General features: G+C 34.4%; 22 protein-coding genes and 2 tRNA genes. 18 read left to right on the top strand and 6 right to left on the bottom strand.

What is annotated here, in order from left to right; genetic code table 11:
* The first annotated feature begins 85 nt into the window (after positions 1 to 85).
* The gene (locus IRZ80_RS11150; protein ID WP_194641640.1) at positions 86 to 823 is read left to right on the top strand and encodes a murein L,D-transpeptidase catalytic domain family protein; all 738 of its coding nucleotides are present in this window, start codon (positions 86 to 88) and stop codon (positions 821 to 823) included.
* Here IRZ80_RS11150 and IRZ80_RS11145 read toward each other — a convergent pair.
* Positions 812 to 2,392 (bottom strand): murein L,D-transpeptidase, encoded by a 1,581-nt coding sequence (locus IRZ80_RS11145; RefSeq protein ID WP_194641639.1) that lies wholly within the window; start codon positions 2,390 to 2,392, stop codon positions 812 to 814. The genes IRZ80_RS11150 and IRZ80_RS11145 overlap by 12 nt on opposite strands.
* A 401-nt stretch (positions 2,393 to 2,793) precedes the next feature.
* Here IRZ80_RS11145 and IRZ80_RS11140 point away from each other — a divergent pair.
* Positions 2,794 to 2,866: transfer RNA gene (locus tag IRZ80_RS11140), tRNA-Gly, on the top strand.
* 44 nt (positions 2,867 to 2,910) lie between these two features.
* Positions 2,911 to 2,986 (top strand) — tRNA-Gly (locus IRZ80_RS11135).
* A gap of 131 nt (positions 2,987 to 3,117) precedes the next feature.
* On the opposite strand, the gene pepE is transcribed toward IRZ80_RS11135, so the two are convergent.
* A complete protein-coding gene (gene pepE / locus IRZ80_RS11130) occupies positions 3,118 to 3,825 on the bottom strand; it encodes a dipeptidase PepE (protein ID WP_194641638.1) in 708 nt (235 codons plus the stop codon).
* A 192-nt stretch (positions 3,826 to 4,017) separates the two neighbouring features.
* Here pepE and IRZ80_RS11125 point away from each other — a divergent pair, with 192 nt between their 5' ends.
* The 7 genes from IRZ80_RS11125 to IRZ80_RS11095 all read left to right on the top strand — a co-directional run bounded on the left by IRZ80_RS11125 (position 4,018) and on the right by IRZ80_RS11095 (position 10,535).
* Entirely contained in the window at positions 4,018 to 4,788 is a 771-nt protein-coding gene (locus IRZ80_RS11125) for a carboxypeptidase-like regulatory domain-containing protein (RefSeq protein ID WP_317174761.1), read from the top strand.
* A 44-nt stretch (positions 4,789 to 4,832) separates the two neighbouring features.
* Positions 4,833 to 5,558 (top strand): hypothetical protein, encoded by a 726-nt coding sequence (locus IRZ80_RS11120; protein ID WP_194641637.1) that lies wholly within the window; start codon positions 4,833 to 4,835, stop codon positions 5,556 to 5,558.
* 190 nt (positions 5,559 to 5,748) lie between these two features.
* Positions 5,749 to 6,507, top strand: a complete 759-nt coding sequence (locus tag IRZ80_RS11115; RefSeq protein ID WP_194641636.1) for a hypothetical protein — start codon at positions 5,749 to 5,751, stop codon at positions 6,505 to 6,507.
* A complete protein-coding gene (locus IRZ80_RS11110) occupies positions 6,504 to 7,007 on the top strand; it encodes a DUF6702 family protein (protein WP_194641635.1) in 504 nt (167 codons plus the stop codon). Before IRZ80_RS11115 ends, IRZ80_RS11110 begins: the two co-directional genes overlap by 4 nt.
* Positions 7,008 to 7,073: 66 nt before the next feature.
* Positions 7,074 to 9,323: a M1 family metallopeptidase gene (locus IRZ80_RS11105; protein ID WP_194641634.1), complete on the top strand. Its 2,250-nt coding sequence runs from the start codon at positions 7,074 to 7,076 to the stop codon at positions 9,321 to 9,323.
* Positions 9,324 to 9,576: 253 nt separating this feature from the next.
* Entirely contained in the window at positions 9,577 to 9,975 is a 399-nt protein-coding gene (locus IRZ80_RS11100; RefSeq protein ID WP_194641633.1) for a twin-arginine translocase TatA/TatE family subunit, read from the top strand.
* On the top strand, positions 9,975 to 10,535 hold the full coding sequence (locus tag IRZ80_RS11095; protein ID WP_194641632.1) for a phosphatase PAP2 family protein: 561 nt from the start codon (positions 9,975 to 9,977) through the stop codon (positions 10,533 to 10,535). The genes IRZ80_RS11100 and IRZ80_RS11095 overlap by 1 nt, the downstream gene beginning before the upstream one ends.
* 47 nt (positions 10,536 to 10,582) lie before the next feature.
* Here IRZ80_RS11095 and IRZ80_RS11090 read toward each other — a convergent pair whose 3' ends face one another.
* The 4 genes from IRZ80_RS11090 to IRZ80_RS21005 form a co-directional block, all read right to left on the bottom strand.
* Positions 10,583 to 11,857, bottom strand: a complete 1,275-nt coding sequence (locus IRZ80_RS11090) for an acetyl-CoA hydrolase/transferase family protein (RefSeq protein WP_194641631.1) — start codon at positions 11,855 to 11,857, stop codon at positions 10,583 to 10,585.
* A 69-nt stretch (positions 11,858 to 11,926) separates the two neighbouring features.
* Positions 11,927 to 11,992, bottom strand: a complete 66-nt coding sequence (locus tag IRZ80_RS21250) for a hypothetical protein (RefSeq protein ID WP_410504228.1) — start codon at positions 11,990 to 11,992, stop codon at positions 11,927 to 11,929.
* Complete coding sequence (locus IRZ80_RS21010) at positions 11,968 to 12,180, bottom strand: hypothetical protein (protein ID WP_228520878.1); 213 nt, start codon at positions 12,178 to 12,180, stop codon at positions 11,968 to 11,970. The genes IRZ80_RS21250 and IRZ80_RS21010 overlap by 25 nt, the downstream gene beginning before the upstream one ends.
* Positions 12,167 to 12,427, bottom strand: a complete 261-nt coding sequence (locus IRZ80_RS21005) for a DUF445 family protein (RefSeq protein WP_317174760.1) — start codon at positions 12,425 to 12,427, stop codon at positions 12,167 to 12,169. The genes IRZ80_RS21010 and IRZ80_RS21005 overlap by 14 nt, the downstream gene beginning before the upstream one ends.
* Positions 12,428 to 12,708: 281 nt before the next feature.
* Between IRZ80_RS21005 and IRZ80_RS11075 the strand changes: the two genes are divergently transcribed.
* The 8 genes from IRZ80_RS11075 to IRZ80_RS11040 all read left to right on the top strand — a co-directional run bounded on the left by IRZ80_RS11075 (position 12,709) and on the right by IRZ80_RS11040 (position 23,190).
* Positions 12,709 to 13,404 carry a TetR/AcrR family transcriptional regulator gene (locus IRZ80_RS11075; protein ID WP_194641630.1) on the top strand — a complete coding sequence of 232 codons (696 nt, stop codon included), beginning with the start codon at positions 12,709 to 12,711 and terminating at the stop codon, positions 13,402 to 13,404.
* Positions 13,401 to 15,059, top strand: coding sequence for a peptidase domain-containing ABC transporter (locus IRZ80_RS11070; protein ID WP_194641629.1), 1,659 nt, complete (start codon positions 13,401 to 13,403; stop codon positions 15,057 to 15,059). Before IRZ80_RS11075 ends, IRZ80_RS11070 begins: the two co-directional genes overlap by 4 nt.
* A gap of 3 nt (positions 15,060 to 15,062) precedes the next feature.
* Positions 15,063 to 16,409, top strand: a complete 1,347-nt coding sequence (locus IRZ80_RS11065; protein ID WP_194641628.1) for an HlyD family secretion protein — start codon at positions 15,063 to 15,065, stop codon at positions 16,407 to 16,409.
* A 104-nt stretch (positions 16,410 to 16,513) separates the two neighbouring features.
* The gene (locus IRZ80_RS11060) at positions 16,514 to 17,902 is read left to right on the top strand and encodes a TolC family protein (RefSeq protein ID WP_194641627.1); all 1,389 of its coding nucleotides are present in this window, start codon (positions 16,514 to 16,516) and stop codon (positions 17,900 to 17,902) included.
* A 43-nt stretch (positions 17,903 to 17,945) separates the two neighbouring features.
* Positions 17,946 to 18,764, top strand: a complete 819-nt coding sequence (gene map / locus IRZ80_RS11055; RefSeq protein WP_194641626.1) for a type I methionyl aminopeptidase — start codon at positions 17,946 to 17,948, stop codon at positions 18,762 to 18,764.
* A 60-nt stretch (positions 18,765 to 18,824) separates the two neighbouring features.
* Positions 18,825 to 19,238 (top strand): GxxExxY protein, encoded by a 414-nt coding sequence (locus IRZ80_RS11050; protein WP_194641625.1) that lies wholly within the window; start codon positions 18,825 to 18,827, stop codon positions 19,236 to 19,238.
* Positions 19,239 to 19,286: 48 nt separating this feature from the next.
* Positions 19,287 to 20,051, top strand: a complete 765-nt coding sequence (locus IRZ80_RS11045; RefSeq protein WP_194641624.1) for a class I SAM-dependent methyltransferase — start codon at positions 19,287 to 19,289, stop codon at positions 20,049 to 20,051.
* Between the two features lie 232 nt (positions 20,052 to 20,283).
* Complete coding sequence (locus IRZ80_RS11040; RefSeq protein ID WP_194641623.1) at positions 20,284 to 23,190, top strand: DEAD/DEAH box helicase; 2,907 nt, start codon at positions 20,284 to 20,286, stop codon at positions 23,188 to 23,190.
* Positions 23,191 to 23,311 lie beyond the last annotated feature (121 nt).

The raw sequence follows: 23,311 nt of genomic DNA, 5'->3' as shown, positions 1-23,311 counted from the left end.
AAATGTTAAAATTTATCGACAAAATACGTTTTATATTTTGATAACTAATTATTATTTGTACTTTTGGAACCCCTAAATTTTTGTAATGAATAGATACACAGCAGTTTATAAGTCAATTCTTGCTTTGGCTATTGTTTTTGCTTTATTTGCATTCACAGGCAGCTTAACAAATACAGCTAAAAGCACTCCTAAAAAGAAAATAGTTTCAGTTTTGAAATCTAATATCGACGCCAAAGTTGAAGACGTTTACAATGCTTTACAGTCAAATCAATTTGAATTACCAAACCAAACATGTTTTTGTGAAGCCCTAAAGGGTTTTTATACTTTGCAGGAAAAAGGAATTGTAAAAAGCAACATATTAACCCTTGTTGATTTTAGTTTATCATCCAATTTAAAACGCCTTTGGGTTATTGATTTATCAAGCAATCTGATTCTGCTTCAAACATTGGTAGCACACGGAAGAAATACTGGAGAAGAATTTGCAAATACTTTTTCAAACACTCCCGAATCTTTCAAGAGCAGTTTAGGTTTTTATGTAACAGGAGAAGTATACAAAGGAAAACACGGTATTTCTCTAAAATTAGACGGACTGGATAAAGGATTAAACGATAACGCCCGCAACAGAGCTGTTGTTCTTCATGGCGCTGATTATGTTTCGGAATCTTTTATAAAAAACCACAAACGATTAGGCAGAAGCCAAGGATGTCCTGCCGTTCCGGTAGAATATGTTTCAGAAATTATTACGATGATTAAAGGTCAGTCCTGCCTGTATATTTATCATCCTTCAAATATTAAATCAAAAGAAAACAATTTAATTTCGTAATTGAGCATATAGGCCGGCATCTAAATTATAAATATCATTTCTAAAAATCAATTTGCCGTCTTCACACCACGCTGTCCAGTACCATTGGTATATTGCATAACGTTTTTTTATACCCAGAAAAAGCGTTTCTTTTGTGGCAACGATAGAATCTATTTTTTCTGCAGAATATTTTTTTGGATTATCCAGTAAAAGCTGGGCAAATTCTAAAGGTTTTTCAATACGGACACATCCTGAGCTTAAAGAGCGGTCATTGCGGTCAAACAAATTGCGGTGGTTTGTGTCGTGAAGATAAACACTGTATCTATTTGGAAAATTAATTTTGACAACACCCAGCGCATTATAATAACCCGGTTTTTGCACATAACGATATCCTCTTGGTCTGCTGGAATCCCATTTTACAGGATCAATTTCATTATTTTTTGAATCATAAATCCCAATTCCTTTGTTTTTTAAAGCATTTCTGTTTTGAATCAGTTCCGGAATCAAGTCCTCTTTTAAGATCGTTGGCGGTACAGTCCACGTAGGATTAAAAACAACTGTTTGCAATACAGAAGTTAATACAGGCGTCTTTCTCTTGCTTTTCCCCACTACAATACGTTTGCTCATCGTCGTATTCTGGTTTTCGACAACCGTCAAACTGTAGTTTGGTATATTAATCAGGACATAATTTGGAGCAAATGGCTTACTGTACCATCTCCAGCGTTCCAGATTGGCTATAATCTGATGTTTTCGATCTTCTTTGGTAAAGTTTAATGCAGTTACAGTGCTTTTACCGATAACCCCATCAGAAATTAAACCGTGACGGGTTTGGAATTTTTTAAGCGCTTCAACGGTTTCAGAATCATAATAAGATGTGATGCTGTCATTACTTTCTAAGTCTTTCCAATACAAAAGTTTTTTCTTGACAGCAACAATAGCAGGATTGGTCGTTTTCGGTTCTATTTTTTCATCGGAAGTAACAACAGGCTCGGTCTTGTCTTCAGGAAATTCATTTATCAGAGATAATGCTTTTATTAGTTTTCCGTAAGTCAATGCTTTTGGCTGGCATTTTTGAATTTCGCCCGCTAAAGAATCTTTTTCTAAAGCGTCATTTAAAACCGTTTTGATATCTAATTTTTCAATACTTAAATCCCAGTTTGTATACAGTTTTTTTGGATCAAGTTTTCCGCTGTGCAGATGATTAAGGTATTTTTGAAAATTATAAGTGAGCAGTAAATCATAATTTACTTGTTCTGATTCCTCAAATTCTGTGAATTTTTTCTCCAGTTCCAAAAGTTTGGAAATAGAATAATCTGACGGGTTCAATCCTTCAGATTCACAGTTTTTAATCCTTTCGATGATTATTTTTCTGTTTTTTTCAGACTGCCATACCGTCTGATTATCTCTCGAACTATAAAAATCAGAAATAGATTTATTTCTAAATACACTGATTAATGTCGTGTCAATTTCAATGACTTCACCTTCTTTATCATTAGAATTGGATATTTTAAAAGTATCCAAATCAAGTATAGATTCTTTTTTACAGCTTAGAAGCGCTAGTAAGACAACAAATAAGCAGTATCTATTCATTTCCCTGTATTTTTTATATTTTAACACAAATAATGCTTGCCGTTTCATGCAGTTGGAAATAATTCCCAGATGCAAAGATGCTTATTATTATTTAAAAATACCCACATAATTCCTGTTAAATTAATTTTAGAAAGCTGCCCAAATTGATTTGTTTCAGATAGATTATCCATTTACAAATTTACGGCTTTTGATCGGATTTAATTTTTTTGAAAACAACTTATTGTAAAGAGCAGCTGTATGAAGCTGCTATTGATTTAACTTTTATATGAATATTAAACAAAATAAAAATGTAACATTTTAGTTCTAAAATGGTTATATGCAATATTAAAAAATAACGATTTATTTTTTGAAAAAAACTTGCAAATAACTGTTTTTATTGTTTATCTTTGCACCGCAATACTGCGAAAGTAGCTCAGTTGGTAGAGCTCCAGCCTTCCAAGCTGGTTGTCGCGAGTTCGAGCCTCGTCTTTCGCTCTAGAATCAATTTCTTGATTTATAAGGTAAATTTAATGATTAATGCGAAAGTAGCTCAGTTGGTAGAGCTCCAGCCTTCCAAGCTGGTTGTCGCGAGTTCGAGCCTCGTCTTTCGCTCCAAAACCTCAAATTTTATTTGAGGTTTTTTTTTGCTAATTTTTTTCAAACCATTAAGAAATTAAGAATAATGTAAGTTTTAAAACTTTCTTAATGCTATTAAATTTCTTAATGGTTTATTTTTGAACTGGGTTTTAATTTAAAAAACTCAAATCACTACCGCTTTCTATTTCTTCAGGCAATTGATTTTGTCTAAAAAGTCTTGCTTGCAAATCCCCTTTCAAAGTGATTTTTTCTCCTTTTACGTCTAGCCAGCTTCCTTCACGGAGACCCAATACAGGCAATGAATTAAAGGCATGAAATTCTTTTATTCTCGTTTCCCTTGTTTCACCCATGTGTTTTGACTGAGTATCCGGATCTAAATAATGAGGATTCAGATTAAAAGGAATCAACCCTAAGGTTTGAAAACTAGGAGGGTAAATAATTGGCATATCGTTAGTTGTCTGCATCGTTAACCCGCAGATATTACTTCCTGCACTTGTTCCCAAATAAGGCACTCCTTTTTTAACAGTTTCTGCAAGCACATCCATGAGATTATTTTTGTACAATTGGGTAACCAGCAGAAAAGTATTCCCTCCACCCGTAAAAAAACCCTCAGCATTTTGAACAGCTTCCTTTTGGTTTTCAAATGTATGAACACCTTTTAATTCAATATTTATTTTAGCAAAAGCAGCAGAAGCCTTTGAGGTGTATTCCTCATGCGTGATACCTCCAGGCCTTGCAAATGGTATAAAAAGTACCGTTTTACAATCTTTAAAATGCAATTGCAGTTCGGGCAATAAATAATCTAAGTATTCACCATCATATAATGTTGAAGTACTGGCAATAATGCAATTTTTCATTTTTTTCATGTATAAATATTCTTCGTAAAGGTATAAAATGAAAACTTTTCAAAAAACTGGCACAGTATTTTAATTAACAAAGTTTTACAAATGCATTAGTAATTAATTTGGACAGGTTTGGGATAATTTTACATTTTACAGATGAAGTTGGGATTAAGTTTTTTTTTAAATACATCAGCTAACAGATTGCCCGTGAAGAATAATTTTACTCTTTTATTTATTTCTTTTTTTATCATACAGTCTGGTATTGCCCAAACAGGTACAGACAAATGGATAAGCGGGCAGGTTACCACTAATACTGCTCTGCCGTTGGAGGGCGTGAACATTACAAACTCTTCAACTAGAATTACGGTGGTTTCAGATGGATACGGCCACTATTCAATACTGGCAAAAGAAGGTGATATCTTGAGTTTCACGGCAGTTAATTACGAGCCTTTAAGAAAAATTATAAATAAAAAAGAATTTACTATTGGAAGCATAACAGCCGATTTAACTCCAAAAAGTATTGAACTCGACGAAGTAGTTATCAACAAACACCCTAATATAAGTGCCGAAAATTTAGGAATAATCCCAAAAGATCAAGTAAAATTAACCACGGCAGAAAGAAGACTGCAGACAGCCGGCGATTTCAAGCCAATACATTTATTAGGTCTATTAGGCGGTTCGCTTGCGGTCGACCCAATTTTGAATGCTATCAGCGGAAGGACCAAAATGCTGAAAAAAGAACTTTCAGTTGAAAAAAAAGAATTTCTGATGGTAAAGATGGAGAACTTGTTCGATGATAAATACTACATAGAAACCTTAAAAATTCCCGAAGAATTCATTAAAGGATTCCAATATTACTGTATTGAAGATTTAGGTTTTGTAAAATCACTAAATGAAAAGAACAAAACAATGAGCATGTTTTTAATTACTGGATTAGCATCAGAATTTAAGAAATACCAAAACATCGATAAAAAATAAATAAGCAAAATTCTTTACATTAAAGGATAACATACTTTTTATATATGAAAAATAATTTAATTGTATTATTTGTTTTCTTAGGCCAATGTCAGCTGCTGACAGCGCAGACAAACGGCGAGAAAATCATATTGGGAACGGTTTTTTCCAATACTGTAAAGCTGGAAGGCATCAGCGTGATTAACTGCACTAATAAAATGATGGCCGTAACCGACAAAGAAGGCTGTTTTTCTATTCAGGCCAAACAGGGAGATATTCTGAATTTTTCGGGAATTGATTATAAATATTTGCAAAAATATGTGTACAAACATGAATTCAATTCAGGCATTATGGAAGTATATATGACTTTCAACAGTATTGAACTGGATGAAGTAATTGTTAATAAAAATGCCAATATAACTGCAGAAAATTTAGGAATAATACCCCGCGGACAGATTAAATTCACACCACAGGAAAGAAGACTGTATTCCAATTCAGGAGGAATACAAGGGCTATACAGTTTTCTTTCAGGCGAAAGAGAGACCCTTAAAATGAATGTTGAAATTGAAAAGAAAGAACTGCTTTTAAAAAAGCTGGAATATATGTTTAATGATAAATACTATACTAAAACACTGAAAATTCCAGAAGAACTCATCAAAGGGTTTCAATATTACTGTGTCGAGGATTCGGAATTCGTAAAATCATTAAATGTTAAAAACAAAACAATGAGCATGTTCCTGATGACAAATTTAGCATTGGTTTATAATCAAAACAGAACCGAAAAAACGGAGTAACACAAAGAAAATCTTTCTTTATAATTATAAAAAAAGGTGTTTAGAACTTTTGTTTTAGATGTGGATTTCATAAAAAATAATCATATATCTTAAACTTAAGTTTTAAATAAAGTTGTAATTTTAATAGGTAAAAAAACGTAGTTTTGGATTTAAGAATCTTCTAACAAGTTAATCACCTAAGTAATTATAAATGAAAAGTATATTGAAAATTTCAGTTTTGTTTTTAAGCTGTCAATTTTGTTTTAGCCAAATGCTGACCCGAAAAGCATTACATGGAAAAATAGTAAATGATTCTACAGCGATTGAAAGCGGTTTGGTTTTTAATGTAAATTCACAGACAGGCGATTTAATTGACAGTAAAGGAATGTTCGCTATTTTGGCCAAAATCAATGATACTTTAGTGATTACAAGTTTAGGTTTTAAAAGTGAAAAAGTAGTGCTTAAAGCCTCGGATTTTAATTCTTTTTTTTACAGAATAAAACTGCATGCAGTTGCTAATGAATTACTAAATGTAGTTGTATATGCTAAACATGTTCCGCAGCTTGGATTAGGAAACACCCAAAAAATTGTTGATACCCAGTACTATGATGACAATCTATCGTCTCCAAATAACATTTTGATGATGCCTACAGGCACAGGAGATCCTAATGCAATGGATGTTATCCGTGTGTATAATAAAATCTTTAAAAATTTATTCAAAAATAATCCTGAAAAATCTGATTTCATTTCTGATGTCAGTTTCACGAACGTTGCGATGCATAGTGTTAGTTATTCTTTTTTTACGAATAAATTGAAAATCAAGGATGATCAGATTGGGCTTTTTCTTTTATACTGTGAAAATGACCCAAAATCAAAAAATTATCTTGACCCCAAACAGCAGTTTGCGATAATGGATTTTTTAATTAATAAATATGATACTTTCAAGCATATTGCTACTGTAGAAAAATGAAAAAAAGAGTAGTTTCAGTTCTTTTGCTGGTTTTTATCGTTTCGATGAGCAGTTTTGCCATGCATAAATTTTACATGGCTATTTATCAGATTAATTATGCTCCCGAAAAGAAAATGCTTCAGATTACTGCACGAATTTTCGTAGACGATATTGATAAGGCTTTAGAAAAAAAATACGGTAAAAAACTTTTTTTGGGAACAAACAAAGAAACACCTGAATCTATAGAACTATTAAAAAAATACCTAGCAGAGAATTTTTCTTTAAAAGTTAACGGACAGTCAAAAACCATGAATTTCTTAAGTAAAGAAATAGATGGCGATGTACTGGTCTGTTATATAAGCATTAAAGATATTTCGAAAATAAATACGATTGAAATTTATAATTCCGTATTGGTTGACTGCTTTGCAGTACAGCAGAATATTGTGAATGTAACTGCCTTTAATATCAAAAAAAGCTTTCTTTTCTCAGAAACATCCACTAAACAAGTGTTAAAATATTAATGGTTAGCAACAATTTTGTTAAAAATTATTATTTTCACCGCTTTAAAACCACTCTAGTTTTAGTTTATGAGAAAAATTTCACTTTTATTCATTCTTCCGACAATCTTATTGGCACAGGAAAAAGCAGCAACTCCTGCCGTTAAACAGCCAGGTAAATACGATACAAATAAATTCAGCCAGATGTATGATTTATTGGCAACGCCCAATATGTTTCGTACTGCATCCGGCGCTCCCGGTCCTGCTTATTATCAGCAAAGAGCCGATTACGATATCAACATAGAGCTGGACGACAAGAATGCAAGGCTAAGCGGATCAGAAACTATTACTTATTATAACAACTCTCCTGATATTTTAGAATATCTGTGGGTGCAATTGGATCAAAACCAAGCGGCGAAAAACTCTCAGTCACCATTAGTTAAAAATGAAAAAATAGAACCCGTTTTAACTCCAGCTAAATTTACTGATGAATATTTAAAACAAGAATTAGAACGTGGTTTTAATATAGAATATGTAAAAGATGCAAAAGGAAGTCCAATGTCCTACACCATCAATCAAACTATGATGCGTATTAATCTGGCTGTTCCTATGAAACCCGGTGAAAAAATTACTTTTTCAACAAAGTGGTGGTACAACATCAATAACTATCAGAAAGAAACCAGCAATGGACGTTCCGGATATGAATTTTTTGAAAAAGACGGAAACAGATTATATGTTATAGCCCAGTTCTATCCTAGAATGGCTGTATATAATGATGTTGAGGGATGGCAGAATATGCAGTTTTGGGGAGCTGGTGAATTTGCTCTGCCATTTGGGAATTTTGATGTGAATATTACAGTACCGGCAGATCATGTTATTGATGCGACTGGAGAATTAATGAACCGAAGCGAAGTATTTACTGCTGAACAGCTAAAAAGATATGAACTGGCTCAAAAATCTTTCGATAAACCTGTCGTTATTGTTACACAAGCCGAGGCCGAAGCTGCCGAAAAAGGATTTTCGGACAAAAAGAAAACATGGAAATTTAGCGCCAAAAACGTAAGGGATTTTGGAATTGCGGCTTCAAGAAAATTTATTTATGATGCTATGGCCGTGCAGATGGGAAATAGAGTGGTTATGGCCGAATCGGTTTATCCAAAAGAGGCAAACCCGCTTTGGGGTGAAACATCAACAAAAACTGTCGCCCATACTTTAAAGAGTTATTCATCTCATACTTTTGATTACCCTTATCCAAAAGCAGTATCCGTTTCTGCAGAAGATCAAGGTATGGAATACCCTATGATTTGCTGGAATTATGGCCGTCCTGACGAAAATGGAGTGGCTAGTGAACAAATTAAAAATGGAATGATTGGTGTTATTGTTCATGAAGTGGGGCATAACTTTTTCCCAATGATCGTGAATTCAGATGAGCGTCAGTGGACTTGGATGGACGAAGGTTTAAATTCATTTATGGAATATATGGCAGAACAGGAATTAGGCACAAATTACCCTTCCCGACGAGGTCCTGCCAAAAATATTATTCCTTATATGAGCTTAGATCAAAAACTTTTAGAACCTATTATGTCAAATTCTGAAAACATTATTCAGTTTGGTAATAATGCTTATGGGAAACCTGCCACTGGGCTAAATATATTAAGAGAAACTATTATGGGTCGTGAATTGTTTGATTATGCATTTAAAATGTATGCCAACAGATGGAAATTCAAACACCCAACTCCAGAAGATTTTTTCAGAACGATGGAAGATGCATCGGCAGTGGATTTGGACTGGTTTTTTAGAGGATGGTTTTATTCAACAGACTTTGTAGATATTGGAATTAACAGTGTAAAACAATATTTTGTTACCGAAACTCCTACTGCTGCCTTAAAAGCAGCTAAAGTAAAGAAAGGGCGTTTTGGTTTTGAAAAAGGACCGTTTGTTTATCTAGTTGAAGGTGATAATTCAGAATTAGATTCTTCATCAAAAAAACCAATGAAACTGGAGGAAGTAAAACTGCTTTCTGATTATGTAGATCAAAATGTTGCCCCAGAGGAAAAAACAAGTTTAAAGAATCCTAAATATTTCTACGAGGTAGAATTCAATAAGCCTGGAGGCATGCCAATGCCTATTATTGTTCAGATTACTTATGAAGACGGAACAGCTGACAATTATAAATACCCAGCTCAGATCTGGAGACAAAATAATGAAACAGCAAAGAAAGTATATGCAGTTTCAAAAGCAATAAAACAAATTCAGATAGATCCAAAATTAGAAACTGCTGATATTGATGTAACCAATAATTCATGGCCAAAAACAGAGATAAAATCTAAGTTTGATTAGGTTAAAAGATACTAAGTTTCTGAGATGCTGAGTTTCTAAGGTTTTTTTGAGCGAATAAAGCTTAGCATCTTAGAGGCTTAGCATTTTTTTTAAGAGTAAGATGAGAATTCGTTAATATTTTTAATTCTAAATAAGGACTTTGGAACTTAGCAGCTTAGTACCTCAGAAACTTAGTGTCTTTTTAGCTTTTTAAGACAATTTTAAAAGACAAAGTTTTAAATTTTAATATCTTTGTCGTTTAAATACAAAAAATATGTTTGGAATAGGAGGAGGCGAATTAGTTTTTATTTTGTTTATCGTATTGATGCTTTTTGGTTCCGATAAAGTACCTGAAATGGCACGTACTATGGGTAAAGCTATGGCACAGCTTAAAAACGCAACCAATGATATCAAAAGTGAAATTCAAAAAGGAGCCGAAGCCAATGGTTTTGACCAGCAAACCTTGAATGAACTGACTGGCGGTATTAATTCTGAAATTAATAAAGCAAAAAACAGTCTTTTGGGCAATACTTCAAACACATTTAATGGAATAACAGACACATTCACTTCCGAAGTAAATAAAACCAAAGAAAGTATAGCAAGCGGAATAACAAATCCAGACGGTTCTTCAATTTTAGACGATATAACCGGACCGGTAAAACGCCAGATGTAATGCTAGAAAAAATACTTGCGCTAGATACTCAATTATTCATTTATCTTAATGGTTTAGGATCCGACACCTATGATGAGCTATGGCTTATTATTACCAAACAAACCAATTGGATTCCCTTTTTCCTGTTGCTGTTTTATCTTATTTACACTAAATTAGGAATAAAAAAAACGGGATATTTACTGCTTTTTGTTGCCGTTTTAGTATTGGCAACAGATCAGATCACCAATTTGTTTAAATATACCTTTCAGCGTGCAAGGCCTTGTAATAATCCCGAAATAAACACTATTATAAGAATTGTTCAGTCACGTACTTCTTTTAGCTTTTTTTCAGGCCATGCAGCAAATACAATGGCTGTAGCGACTTTTTTATATCTTATTTTCAAAAAACAGTTCAAATATTTTGGTTTACTGTTTTTATGGCCATTAATCTTCGCTTACAGCCGAATTTATCTAGGCCTTCATTATCCATTAGATATCCTTTCAGGTTATTTGTGCGGTTTAATTACTGGTTACGGCATGTATAAAATCTACCAATGGGCAGTCAGAAAAGAAAAAATTTAAAATTCACAGAATAATATTTTTTTTATTTCAGATTTGCTTTCGATGAGCTACATTTTTTCCAGCAGATAAAAATATTCCCGTTCAATACTTTCCTGATGGTCTGAATGAGCAATCTTAACCATTTCTACAGCTCGCTGTTTTAAAGTTTTACCATACAAATCGGCAATTCCATTTTCGGTAATTACATACTGAATATGGCCTCTTGTTGTAACTACTCCTGCTCCATGCTTCAAGAAAGGAACAATTCTACTCACACCGTTTTTGGTGGTAGACGGCAGGGCAATAATCGCTTTTCCGCCATCACTCAAAGATGCACCGCGTATAAAATCCATTTGTCCTCCAACACCCGAATACATTCTTGGACCTATAGAATCGGCACAGACCTGTCCAGTCAAATCAACTTCTATTGCTGAATTGATAGCAATCATTTTTGGATTTTTCCGAATTCGGGCGGTATCATTAACCGTTGAAGATTCCCGTAATTCTATAAACGGATTATTATCTACAAAATCATACAGACGCTTCGATCCCAAAACAAAAGTGGACAGCACTCTCCCTCTCAACGAACCTTTATAATTGCAGTTTATCACATTGCTCTCGATTAAATCAATCACGCCATCCGAAAACATTTCGGTATGCAGGCCTAAATCTTTATGATTACCTAATTTGCTCAAAGCGGCATTTGGAATGGATCCGATTCCCATTTGGAGCGTGCTTCTGTCTTCAATCAAAGAGGCAATATAATCTCCTATTTTATCCTCTTCGGCAGTAAAAGGCTCCTCTTCATGAGAATAAATCGGGACATCCACGACTACCAAATACGTTATCTCTGAAATATGAAGAATCCCGTCGCCAAAAGTTCTCGGCATCTGCGGATTTACCTGTGCAATCACAATTTTTGCATTCTCAATCGCTGCAATCGAAGCTTCCACCGAAACTCCAAGAGAACAATACCCATGATTATCGGGAGGCGAAACATGAATAAAAACAACATCCAGCGGTAATACATTTCTCCGAAACAAACGTGGCAATTCACTCAAAAAGACAGGAGTATAAGAGCCATTCCCCGCCTTTAAAGTATGCCGGACATTCCCGCCAATAAAAAAGGAATTGACATGAAAACTTTCTGCAAGCTCAGGATTGGCGTATCGTGCTTCGCCTTCAGTATGCAGATGGCATATTTCTACATTGCGAAGCTCCGAAGCTCTTTCAGCCAATGCATTAGCAAGAATTGTCGGTGTTGCTCCGGCGGCCTGAAGATATACTCTGTCACCTGATTTTACTGCCTTTACAGCTTCTTCTGCAGTAACATATTTTCCCATAAAATCTTAAATTTAGAACAAAAATAAAGCAATTAGAAAAATTGAAATATGATAACGCTCATATCCAGATTACAAAATAAAACTGTGCAGTACATTCTCAACGACATAGATCAGAAGCCCTGCCAAACCGCCCACAAGCGTACCATTAATCCGAATGTATTGAAGATCTTTCCTATTTCAAGTTCCATTTTTTCGGAAACTTCATCAGTGTTCCAGTCTTTTACTGTGGAAGCTATCAAATCATCAATTGTTTTTAAGACGCTGGAAATCACATTATCGGCTATCAAACCAGCTGCAAGATCAGCATTTTTATCGGCCATCATTTACAGCGACATTAAAATTCTCAATTTTTACTTCCAATTTTTCTCTTGTCAAAAACTCATCCGAAACAAAATTCCCGAGGTTCTCCCCAATTTTGTCTTTATTGCTAGGAATCAAAGCCGTATGCGGTATCGGTATCCCCAACGGATGCCGAAACAGCGCCACAACAGCAAACCAATCGGCAATGCCTCCGACCATCGCAGCCTCGCTTAAAGCTTTTAACCAGCCAATTTTATAATGATTTGCCACAAAAGCCAATTATTGCCAATGCTAAAACGGCCAAAGCAACTTGTTTCATTTTGTCTAAATTTTGCTTCTTTAAATCTGTTGAATCTTCCATCGATATCATTGTATTTTTTTATCAATAGCTAATTTACCAATTTCTTTTTTACAAAAAACTAAAGTAATTACATACAAAATAAGTCCAACATTAAAACAACATTAGAAAATGATCATTTTTCACATAATTAAATGTTAAAATCACTAAGTCAAAAGTATTACTATTAATTTTGTATAAAAAACAGCTGACCATGAGCACTTTGATAGAAAATTTAAAAATAAAAGTCAATGAAAAACTGTATATCAAAGATCCTGAAACATCAGAATTAGGTAAAAAAATTATTCAGAACAGTATTTTATTGATCGAAGAAATTGGATTGGAACATTTCACTTTTAAGAAACTTGGCGAGCGTATACAATCCAACGAAAGTTCTATTTATCGGTATTTTGAAAACAAACACAAACTCGTTATTTACTTATCGACTTGGTATTGGAGCTGGATGGAATACAAACTCCTTTTTGCAACCAATAACATTGAGAATTCTATCGAAAAATTAACAAAAGCCATAACGGTTGTTACCGAAAAAATCATAGATGATGACAGTACAAAACATATCAACGAAGCAATTTTAAACAAAATCATTATATCCGAATTCAGCAAAGCTTTGTACACCAAAGAAGTTGATGAAGATAACAAAGAGGGCTATTTTTTAGTGTACAAAAGTGTAATAAACCGACTGGCACATTTTATTAATGAGACTAATCCGGATTATCCATATTCTAAAAGTTTAGCCTCGACAATTATCGAAGGAAGTTTACACCAGCATTTCCTCAATGATCATTTAAAAACAATAACTGACTCTAGTGAAACCACAACAGTGACTTCATTTTATCTGGATTTAGCGACAAGAGTATTACAAAAACAAAACCATAATTTTTCCTTATGACACCACTAAAGCGATTTTATAATTTACTTCAATTAGACAAAAAAGACGTTGTACAAATTTTTTTCTACGCAATTTTTGCAGGATTATTGAGCTTATCATTGCCTTTGGGTATTCAGGCAATTATTAATTTCATACAATCAGGACACGCCAGTGTTTCCTGGATAGTTTTAACAATTATTGTGATCATCGGTGTTGCTCTTGTGGGGGTACTTTCGTTAATGCAGCTTCGAATAACCGAAAATTTACAGCAGAAAATATTCATTCGTTCCTCTTTTGAATTTGCAGCCCGTTTGCCGAAAATAAAATTCGAAGCATTATACAATTCCTATCCGCCAGAAATTGCCAATCGTTTTTTTGATACTTTAACAATTCAAAAAGGAACTTCAAAATTATTAATTGATTTTTCGGCCGCCTTATTACAAATTGCATTCGGATTAATCCTTTTGTCGCTGTATCATCCGTTCTTTATTGTTTTTGGAATACTTTTATTCTTCTTATTGTACTTCATTTTCAAATTCTCATACAAGTCTGGTCTTGATACCAGTTTGAAAGAATCTAAATTCAAATACAAAGTGGCTAGCTGGCTGCAGGAAATTGCGCGTAATAATTTCAGTTTCAGAAACGATCTCAATTACAATTATGCCTTGAAAAAAAATGATGATATCGTTTCCGGTTATATTGATTATCGTGAAAAACACTTCAACGTAATCAAAAGACAGTTCATTCAATTGATAGGTTTTAAAGTTTTAATTACGGCAACTTTATTGTCTTTAGGAGGCTATTTAGTACTATCACAACAAATGAATATCGGTCAGTTTGTGGCTGCAGAAATCATTATTTTATTAGTGATTAATTCCGTTGAGAAAATCATTTTGGGATTAGAAACTTTTTATGATGTATTGACTGCTACCGAAAAAATTGGGCAGGTATCCGATATGGAATTAGAAGAAGAAACAGCTGAACCTTATGATAATTGTTATACTAATATTAGTCTCGAGACAGAAAATCTAATGTTTCGATTCCCTGATTCAAAACAAAAAACGTTAAGCATGATCAGCTTAAAAATTGATCAAGGGGAACATATCTTTTTGGAGGGAAAAAACGGTTCGGGAAAAACAACACTAATTCGAATACTTTCGGGTTTGTTGCAACACACTGCGGGTTCTTTTTACATTAATGATGACACCTTCAAAAAGATAAATCTAAGACAATACCGTTCGCAGATTGGTACAATTATTCATGGTGAGACGCCATTTGAGGGAAATATTTTAGATAATATTACATTTAATGACAAAACAATAACCAGCGAAGATTTAAAATGGGCAATCACTGGATTACAGCTAAACAGTTTGGTTAAATCACTGCCAAATGGTATTGAAACTCAAATTTTTCCCGAAGCAAAACAGTTAAGTTCTTCAAATGTTCAGAAAATACTATTGGCCCGAAGTATCATACATAAGCCTAAAGTTCTTTTTTACGAAGACCCAACCGATACAATGGATGAAAATGTAGCTAAAGAAATTATTGATTTCTTAACAGCAAAAGAACACAATTGGACCATCGTTGTTTCGTCTAAAAATCCATATTGGAAAGAGAAGAGCAATCGTATTATAACAATGGAAGACGGTAAAGTAATATCTGACTCAAAAAAATAAAAAATGCTGAATATATCCGACAACAGAAAACCAAATCAATCGTCTGAACATTTTAAGACCGTGCAGACACTTGAAAACAAAACGCATTATAAAATTTTAAACAAAATTATACTTGGCGTTTCAATAGTAGCAGTAGCGCTATTATTTTTACCCTGGACGCAAAATATTTCGGGGTCTGGAGCGGTAACAACTCTTAAACCAAACCAGCGCCCACAATCGATACAAAGTGTTATTTCGGGCCGAATCGAGAAATGGTACGTTCAGGAAGGAGACTATGTAAAAAAAGGAGATACCATTTTATTTATCTCTGAAATCAAGGAAGATTACATGGATCCAAATTTAGTTGAAAACACCAAAAACCAAGTAGAGGCTAAGAAAAGTGCTGTAGAATCATACGAGGCTAAAGTAGTGAGTTTATCCAATCAGCTAGGAGCTATTGAAGCTGAAAAAAAATTAAAATTAGAACAGGCTCAAAATAAAATTAAACAAGCCTATTTAAAAATTAAAAGCGACAGTATTGATTTGGTTGCAGTAAATACCCAGCTGAAAATTGCCAATACCCAATTTAATCGTACGCTCCAACTCAATAAAGAGGGACTAAAACCTTTAACGGATGTTGAAGAAAAGCGCTTAAAATTACAAGAAGCAGAGGCTAAAATAATCAATCAGGAAAACAAATTATTGAGCAGCAAAAATGATTTAATTAACTCCAAAGTTGAAATTAGCCGAATCGTTGCCGAATATTCTGAAAAAGCCTCAAAATCACAAAGTGATAAGTTTACTGCACTGAGCAGTCAATACGATGCCAAAGCTCAAGTTAATAAATTAGAAAACCAGTATGCTAATTACAGCATCCGTAATGGCATGTACTATATCAAAGCGGCTCAAAACGGCTACATCAATAGAGCGCTGCAGTCAGGGATTGGAGAAACAGTAAAAGAAGGTACCGCAATTGCTACGATTATGCCTTCGTCGTATGAAATTGCGGTGGAAACTTATGTTGATCCTATCGATTTACCGCTGATTCACAGAGGCGAAAAAGTTCGTGTCTGGTTTGACGGATGGCCAACAATCGTATTTTCGGGATGGCCTGATATTTCATACGGAACCTTTGGCGGTAAGATAGTAGCTATTGAAAATTTCATTAGCCCTAACGGAAAATACAGAGTTCTAATTGCTCCCGATAAAGAAGAAGCAAAATGGCCAAAAGAACTAAGTATCGGTTCTGGTGCGCAAACTCTGGCTTTATTGGACAATGTGCCAATTTGGTTTGAAATTTGGCGAGTTTTAAATGGATTCCCTCCAAATTATTACAAACAAGAAACAAAAACGACAAAAGAAAAGAAATAATGAAATGAGCATCATTCAAAAATTGGTTGTTAACACCAATGATGATATGCAAATTACTCCCGATAACTATCGGGAGACCGATAAAAAACAATAAATATCTACACATGAAAAAGATATTCTATCTCTTATTACTGTTTTCTATTGCTGTTACAGGACAAGAAACGATTTCAAAGGAACTTACCTACAATGAGTTTTTAGGTTACGTAAAAAAGTTTCATCCTTTGGTAAAAAATGCCCAGCTTACTCTGAACAAAGCGCAAACCAATTTGATGATGGCGCGAGGAGCTTTTGATCCCAAAATAGAAGTCGATTACGCTCAAAAACAATTTAAAGACAAAGAGTATTACTCCCTTTTGAACAGTAGTTTTAAGATTCCAACTTGGTACGGAATCGAAATTAAAGGAGGTTTTGAAAACAATGACGGTTATTATTTAAATCCGGAACACACAACGCCAGAACAGGGTTTAGCCTCTTTGGAAATTAGTGTTCCTGTTGGTCAAGGTTTATGGATTAATAAACGTATGGCCGATTTAAGCATGGCCAAAATGCAGATAAAACTAAGTGAATCCGAAGTAAAACTTCAAGCGGTTGCAGTTCTATACGATGCTTCTTTGGCTTATTTTAATTGGAAGAAAAACTACGAAGAAGTACAGCTTTATGAAAAATATTCCGAAAATGCCAAAATCCGATTTACAGGAATAAAAACATCAATCAAACAGGGTGACAAACCGGCTGTTGATAGTAGCGAAGCCGGAATTAATGTAAAAAACCGCTTGCTGAGTTTAGAAGATTCCAAATTAAAATTAACCAAAGCGAAACTGGAATTATCTAACTTTTTATGGTTAGACAATACGATCCCGATGGAAATTTCGGATGATCTTATACCAGAGACACAACTCGAAATCACGATTCAGGAAACGTTGAAAACTAATAATCTTACGGCTGAGCCAACTTCGATAGACAATCACCCTAAGATAAATGCGATGCAAAGCAAAATTGATATTTTGAATGTTGAAAGAAAATTAAGTGCCAACGAATTGCTTCCTAAAATTAATTTGGGGTATTCTCTTTTATCAGAACCCAAATATTATGATGAATACAACACCGATAATTACAAATTGGGAGTTGATTTGTCGTTTCCTTTATTTTTAAGAAAAGAACGAGGCAAACTTAAATTAACCAAATTCAAAATTCAGGAAGCCGAATACAGCATTGGACTAGAAAGACTGCAATTGTCAAACAAAATTCAAGCGCAAAAAATAGAAATAGAATCTTTAAACAAACAATTGGTTTTAGTAAAAGATTTAGCCAAAGATAATCTAACGATGCTAAATTCAGAAGAGCGTCTGTTTTCATTTGGTGAAAGCTCTTTGTTTTTAATCAATACTCGCGAAAACAATCTCGTAAGTGCAAAATTATCTTTAATTAGTTTGACCAATAGATATTTTATTTCGAATTCAGAACTTTTTAAAATTATGGCGAATCCAGATTAAATAATTTTAAAAGTGTACTTTTGCACTCTGAAAATTCGAAAATATGATTATTCAAAAAACCCTTGAGGAAATAGAATTAATGCGCGAAAGTGCATTGATCGTATCAAAAACATTAGGAATGATTGCTTCTGAAATAAAAGAAGGAGTCACTACATTATACTTAGACAAAAGAGCCGAAGAATTCATCAGAGATCATGGAGCTGTACCTAGCTTTCTAGGTCTTTACGGTTTCCCGAATTCTTTATGTATGAGTCCAAATTCGCAGGTAGTACACGGAATCCCAAACAACAAACCTCTTGAAAGCGGTGACGTAATTTCTGTGGACTGTGGTGCTTTCAAAAATGGTTTTCACGGAGACCACGCTTATTCTTTTGAAATTGGCGATGTCGCCCCAGAAACTAAAAAATTATTGCAGGTTACCAAAGAATCACTTTACGTAGGAATCCGGGAATTACGTGCCGGAAACCGTGTGGAAGACGTTGGTAACGCCATCCAAAAATATACCGAAGGACATGGTTATGGCGTGGTTCGTGAATTAGTTGGCCACGGTGTTGGACAAAAAATGCACGAAGATCCAGAAATGCCTAATTATGGTAAAAAAGGCCGTGGTAAACTTTTAATCGAAGGAATGGTGGTCGCTATCGAGCCGATGATTAATATGGGAACCAAAAACATTAAACAGCACAAAGACGGCTGGACAATCACCACCGCAGACGGAAAACCATCTGCCCACTTTGAACACGACGTTGCCATCATAGACGGAAAACCTGAAATCTTATCCACTTTCTATTATATCTACAAAGAATTGGGAATCGTGAGCAATGAAGAGGATGAGTTTAGAAAAGTGCCATTGGTTGTTTAAATAATTTCGCGAAGATTCATAAAGATAACCCAGAGATACACGAAGTTTTGTAAAGATAACATGGAAAATAACACACTAGAATTAAGCGAAGAATTAAATGCGCTTTCATATAAAGTCATTGGTTTAGCAATTGAAGTTCATAGAGAGTTAGGCCCAGGTTTATTAGAATCGGCTTATCAGCAATGTCTTTTTTATGAGATTAAAAAAGCGGGGCTCAAAGTTGAAAAAGAAATTACTCTTCCGATAATTTACAAAGAAATCCAACTTGATCAAGGTTACAGAATTGATTTACTTATTGAAGATAAATTAGTTATTGAATTAAAGACTGTCGAAAGTTTCACTTCAGTTCATTTTGCACAAATACTCACCTATTTAAAATTAGGCAACTATCCGTTAGGATTATTAATCAATTACAATTCTAAAATCTTAAAAAACAATATAAAACGATTCATAAACTCAACATCTGATTTTTAAAACTTTGCGAATCTCTATGTGTTCTTTGTGAATCTTTGCGTAATAACAATGAAGAAACTTTTTAAACTTATACTCAATACAATTCCTCGTCCATTATTAATCCGTTTGAGCTATGTGGCAAGACCAATTATTGCTTTTTCATTAAAGGGAGACAAGTACACTGACCCAATCGACGGAAGAAGTTTCAAATCATTCCTGCCTTATGGATACGAAACACAGCGTAATAATGTTCTTTCACCAAGTACACTTTCGTTAGAAAGACATCGTTTGCTTTGGTTATACCTAAACGAACAAACTGATTTTTTCACGGCTCCGAAGAAAGTATTGCATTTTGCTCCGGAACAGGCTTTTTATAAATTGTTCCGCAAGCAAAAAAACCTTGATTACACGACTACCGATTTATTGTCGCCATTGGCGGATGTAAAGGCAGACATCTGTAATTTACCTTTTCAGGATAATCAATACGACGTTATTCTTTGTAATCACGTTTTAGAACACATTCCGGATGACACAAAAGCAATGCAGGAATTGTACCGTGTTTTGAAACCGGGCGGCATGGCGATTCTTCAAATTCCACAGGATTTGAAAAGAGACATAACTTTTGCAGATGACAGCATCACTGATCAAAAAGAACGTGCCAAAATATTTGGTCAGTACGACCACGTTCGTATTTATGGACGTGACTATTTTGACAAATTAAGAAGTATTGGCTTTACCGTTGTCGAAGAAGATTACACCAACAAAATTGCTCCCGAATTGGTAGAGAAATATTGTTTGGCAAAAGGCGAAATCATTCCTGTCTGCTTCAAGTAAAAAAACACTATAGCTAATAAAAAAAATAGCCGTAAATTCACAGATTCTTACTGATTCCTTTAAAATTATGCTAAAGGAAATCGAGCACTTGTGAGATTCCTACGGAATGACAAACGCTGCAAGTATTTTTAATCTATGATTTTTTATTCGATCAAATTTCTTTTTTATTTTTTTGAAATCTGTGAATCTGTGGCTAAAAACTTTAACGGATTGCTTTAATAACTAAATGCTTTTGGAAACTAAAAACTCCTTTCAATTCTGCTTTGATATTAACCTAGAAAAAAGGCTAAACACATATATTCCGACGGCTTATATAGTAGATCATTCTGACGCAATAACATATTTAGACAAGAAAGCAAGCCCCCAGGTACTTCAAAGTTTTGGGGTAATTATTGAAAATTTAGACAGCAACACCAGAAAAGTGTTATCAATTTGCGAAGCACTCAAACCCGAAGTCATTTTTAAGAAATTCGGTAAAAACAGTAAATCATCAAAGAACATTGAGGACTTACTGAAAGACAGCAAACTGGAATTTGGAATCAGACAATTCATAAAAACGAATTTAGAACAGTTTTATAGTGTCGTTTCTCAAGAGAATTTTCCACTTTCTTTGAATCTGGGAAAAGAAAAAGATTTTCGGATTAGCCGGATTGCTACTGAAGATCCAGCATTAGGAACGAGCCTCCAGTTTGACAAACACGAAAACGGAATTTCCTATACTTTACTTTTAAAAGACAAAACAACGACTTTCCACCCAACAGATACCGTAATCACACTTCTTTTGGATGAGCCGGGATGGTTGATTGCACACCATAAATTGTACCTGCTAAAAGACATCAATACTAAAAAAATTATTCCGTTTTTGAAGAAGAAAACTATTGAAATTCCTTCAAAAATGGTTTCTGAATATTTTGAAAAATTCATTAAGGATGTTGCCAAAAAAGCAGATATAAAAGCCACTGGATTTGCAGTAGAATTAAGAGATAAAATCACTGCCTGCTCACTCCAGCTGACACATGATTTTTTTAAAAACAGCTATTTTATCAACCTTTTATTCGACTATGACGGATTCACTTTCGATAATAGTAAAACCAAGAAAATCCATTCTGAAATTGACACCCGCAATTTGGACGAAATCAAAGTGATTCAATATAAAAGAACAGCTAAAGAAGCTTCATTTGAAAGCAAACTATTAGAACTTGGTTTGTCTAAAACCGAAAATGGATTTTTTGGGCTTTCGCCAAAAGTGGAAAAACAAGATCCTTACTCAACAATTCAATGGGCAATAGAAAATCAGGAAATTCTTGAATCCAATGGTTTTTCGGTTAAAGATTTAAAAATCGACAGTAAAAAAATCAATACTCAAAAAGTAACGATTCAATTTTCGAATGAAGTGAAAAGCGATTGGTTTGACATAAAAATGACAGTCGTCTGCAATGCTTTTGAATTTAATTTCACTGAAATTATTCCAAATATAAAAAATCGAAACCGACTGTTCCTTTTACCTAATGGCAGCTGCTTTTTGATTCCAATTGAATGGATGACGCTATACGCCCCAATGGTAAAATTGGCAAAAATCCAAAACGGAAATCTTGTTTTGCCCAAAAGCAATTTTGCGATTTTGGAAGGAATTCCCGAACTCAAAGATTCTGCTAATTTGCAGGCAGTTATAGAATATCAGTCTTCCCCTTTGGTAAAAGCAACATTGAGACCCTATCAAATCGAAGGAGTCAAATGGCTTTTAGAACATTACAACAATGGTCTTGGTGCCTGCCTTGCCGACGATATGGGATTGGGAAAAACATTGCAGACCCTAACCACACTAGTTGCCGTACAAGAACAGTTGGATTATGAAAGAGCCGAAAATATTCAGCTGGATTTGTTTGGAAACGAAATTCCGATGGCAAAGGAATACCTAAAAGCATTGATTGTTCTGCCGTCTTCCTTGGTTTTCAATTGGTACACCGAAGCCCGAAAATTCACTCCGCATTTCCGCAGGGTGCAATACATTGGCAGCGACCGAAAAATACTTTCGAAAAAACTCGAAAAATACGACTTGATTTTCACGAGTTACGCTGTAGTTTCGAGAGATATTTCGATTTTGGAAAAATACAATTTCAGGTATTTGATTTTGGACGAAAGCCAATACATCAAAAACAAAAACTCCAAAATTTTCAAGGCGATTAATCAGATAAAAGCCAGTTCCAAAATATCGCTGAGCGGAACCCCGATAGAGAATTCGCTCGATGATCTATGGTCACAAATGCAGTTTATCAATCCGAATATATTGGGAAGTTATGCTTTCTTTGCCGAAAATTATAAATTCCCGATTGAGAAAAAACAAGATGAAAACAGTTTATTGGAACTAAAAAATCTTATTAGTCCGTTTATTTTAAGACGCACCAAAGAGCAGGTTTTAAAAGATTTACCGGAACTCTCCGAACAGATTTTCTATTGCGAAATGGAACCCGAACAAGAGAAATTATACGAAGAAGAAAAATCGAAAGCACGTAATTCATTGCTGCAAACCGATGGAAACATTGCCGATAAAATCAATATCATCAACACTTTGATGCGCTTGAGACAATTGAGCAATCACCCAAAAATGATCGATTCCAAGTCCGAAATGGATTCAGGTAAATACATTGCCGTGACCCGTTATCTGGAAACTTTAGTACAATCCAACCAAAAAACGATTGTTTTTAGTTCGTTCACATCCAACTTGGATTTTTACAAAACATGGTGTAAAGAAAACAAGATCGATTTTTGCGAACTCACCGGCGAAACTCCTTTAAAAGAACGCGAATACCAAGTCAACCGTTTTCAGGAGCAGGAAAAACCGTTACTATTTTTCATTTCTTTAAAGGCTGGAGGTGTTGGACTCAATATCACCAAGGCTTCTTATGTCATTTTCTTAGATCCATGGTGGAATCCTTTTTCAGAAAAACAAGGTATTGGCCGTGCGCACCGCATTGGACAGATGAACAAAGTCAATGTAGTTCGGTTTATTGCTAAGAATACGGTTGAAGAAAAAATTATCCGTCTGCAGGAAAGTAAAAAACTGCTATCCGATTCGCTTTTAGACGAAAATTTTATTGGTGATGAAATTGAGGAAAATCTGAGCTTTATATTAGAATAATAGTTTTTGTATTTTCGATTCGTGTTTCATTGCTAGACCCGAAGCAATCTCATCCAGCATGTCCATTCGAATAGCAGCTGGACTTGATTTTTGTCAGTGAGTTTGCTTCGTTCCTCGCAAA

The sequence above is a fragment of the Flavobacterium sp. HJJ genome, assembly GCF_015351475.1.
In the GTDB taxonomy this organism is placed as follows: Bacteria; Bacteroidota; Bacteroidia; order Flavobacteriales; family Flavobacteriaceae; genus Flavobacterium; species Flavobacterium marginilacus.
Note: the sequence above shows the minus strand (reverse complement) of the source record. Positions and strands in the feature narration are given on the sequence as shown.

Coding starts and splice junctions, on each gene's coding strand:
- map (WP_194641626.1), top strand. CDS start 17,946: ATGATTATTCAAAAAACCCTTGAGGAAATAGAATTAATGCGCGAAAGT.
- IRZ80_RS11090 (WP_194641631.1), bottom strand. CDS start 11,857: ATGGGAAAATATGTTACTGCAGAAGAAGCTGTAAAGGCAGTAAAATCA.
- IRZ80_RS11050 (WP_194641625.1), top strand. CDS start 18,825: ATGGAAAATAACACACTAGAATTAAGCGAAGAATTAAATGCGCTTTCA.
- IRZ80_RS11070 (WP_194641629.1), top strand. CDS start 13,401: ATGACACCACTAAAGCGATTTTATAATTTACTTCAATTAGACAAAAAA.
- IRZ80_RS11110 (WP_194641635.1), top strand. CDS start 6,504: ATGAAAAAAAGAGTAGTTTCAGTTCTTTTGCTGGTTTTTATCGTTTCG.
- IRZ80_RS11115 (WP_194641636.1), top strand. CDS start 5,749: ATGAAAAGTATATTGAAAATTTCAGTTTTGTTTTTAAGCTGTCAATTT.
- IRZ80_RS11105 (WP_194641634.1), top strand. CDS start 7,074: ATGAGAAAAATTTCACTTTTATTCATTCTTCCGACAATCTTATTGGCA.
- IRZ80_RS11145 (WP_194641639.1), bottom strand. CDS start 2,392: ATGAATAGATACTGCTTATTTGTTGTCTTACTAGCGCTTCTAAGCTGT.
- IRZ80_RS11120 (WP_194641637.1), top strand. CDS start 4,833: ATGAAAAATAATTTAATTGTATTATTTGTTTTCTTAGGCCAATGTCAG.
- IRZ80_RS11095 (WP_194641632.1), top strand. CDS start 9,975: ATGCTAGAAAAAATACTTGCGCTAGATACTCAATTATTCATTTATCTT.
- pepE (WP_194641638.1), bottom strand. CDS start 3,825: ATGAAAAATTGCATTATTGCCAGTACTTCAACATTATATGATGGTGAA.
- IRZ80_RS11045 (WP_194641624.1), top strand. CDS start 19,287: ATGAAGAAACTTTTTAAACTTATACTCAATACAATTCCTCGTCCATTA.
- IRZ80_RS11100 (WP_194641633.1), top strand. CDS start 9,577: ATGTTTGGAATAGGAGGAGGCGAATTAGTTTTTATTTTGTTTATCGTA.
- IRZ80_RS11075 (WP_194641630.1), top strand. CDS start 12,709: ATGAGCACTTTGATAGAAAATTTAAAAATAAAAGTCAATGAAAAACTG.
- IRZ80_RS11065 (WP_194641628.1), top strand. CDS start 15,063: ATGCTGAATATATCCGACAACAGAAAACCAAATCAATCGTCTGAACAT.
- IRZ80_RS11150 (WP_194641640.1), top strand. CDS start 86: ATGAATAGATACACAGCAGTTTATAAGTCAATTCTTGCTTTGGCTATT.
- IRZ80_RS21010 (WP_228520878.1), bottom strand. CDS start 12,180: ATGATGGCCGATAAAAATGCTGATCTTGCAGCTGGTTTGATAGCCGAT.
- IRZ80_RS11060 (WP_194641627.1), top strand. CDS start 16,514: ATGAAAAAGATATTCTATCTCTTATTACTGTTTTCTATTGCTGTTACA.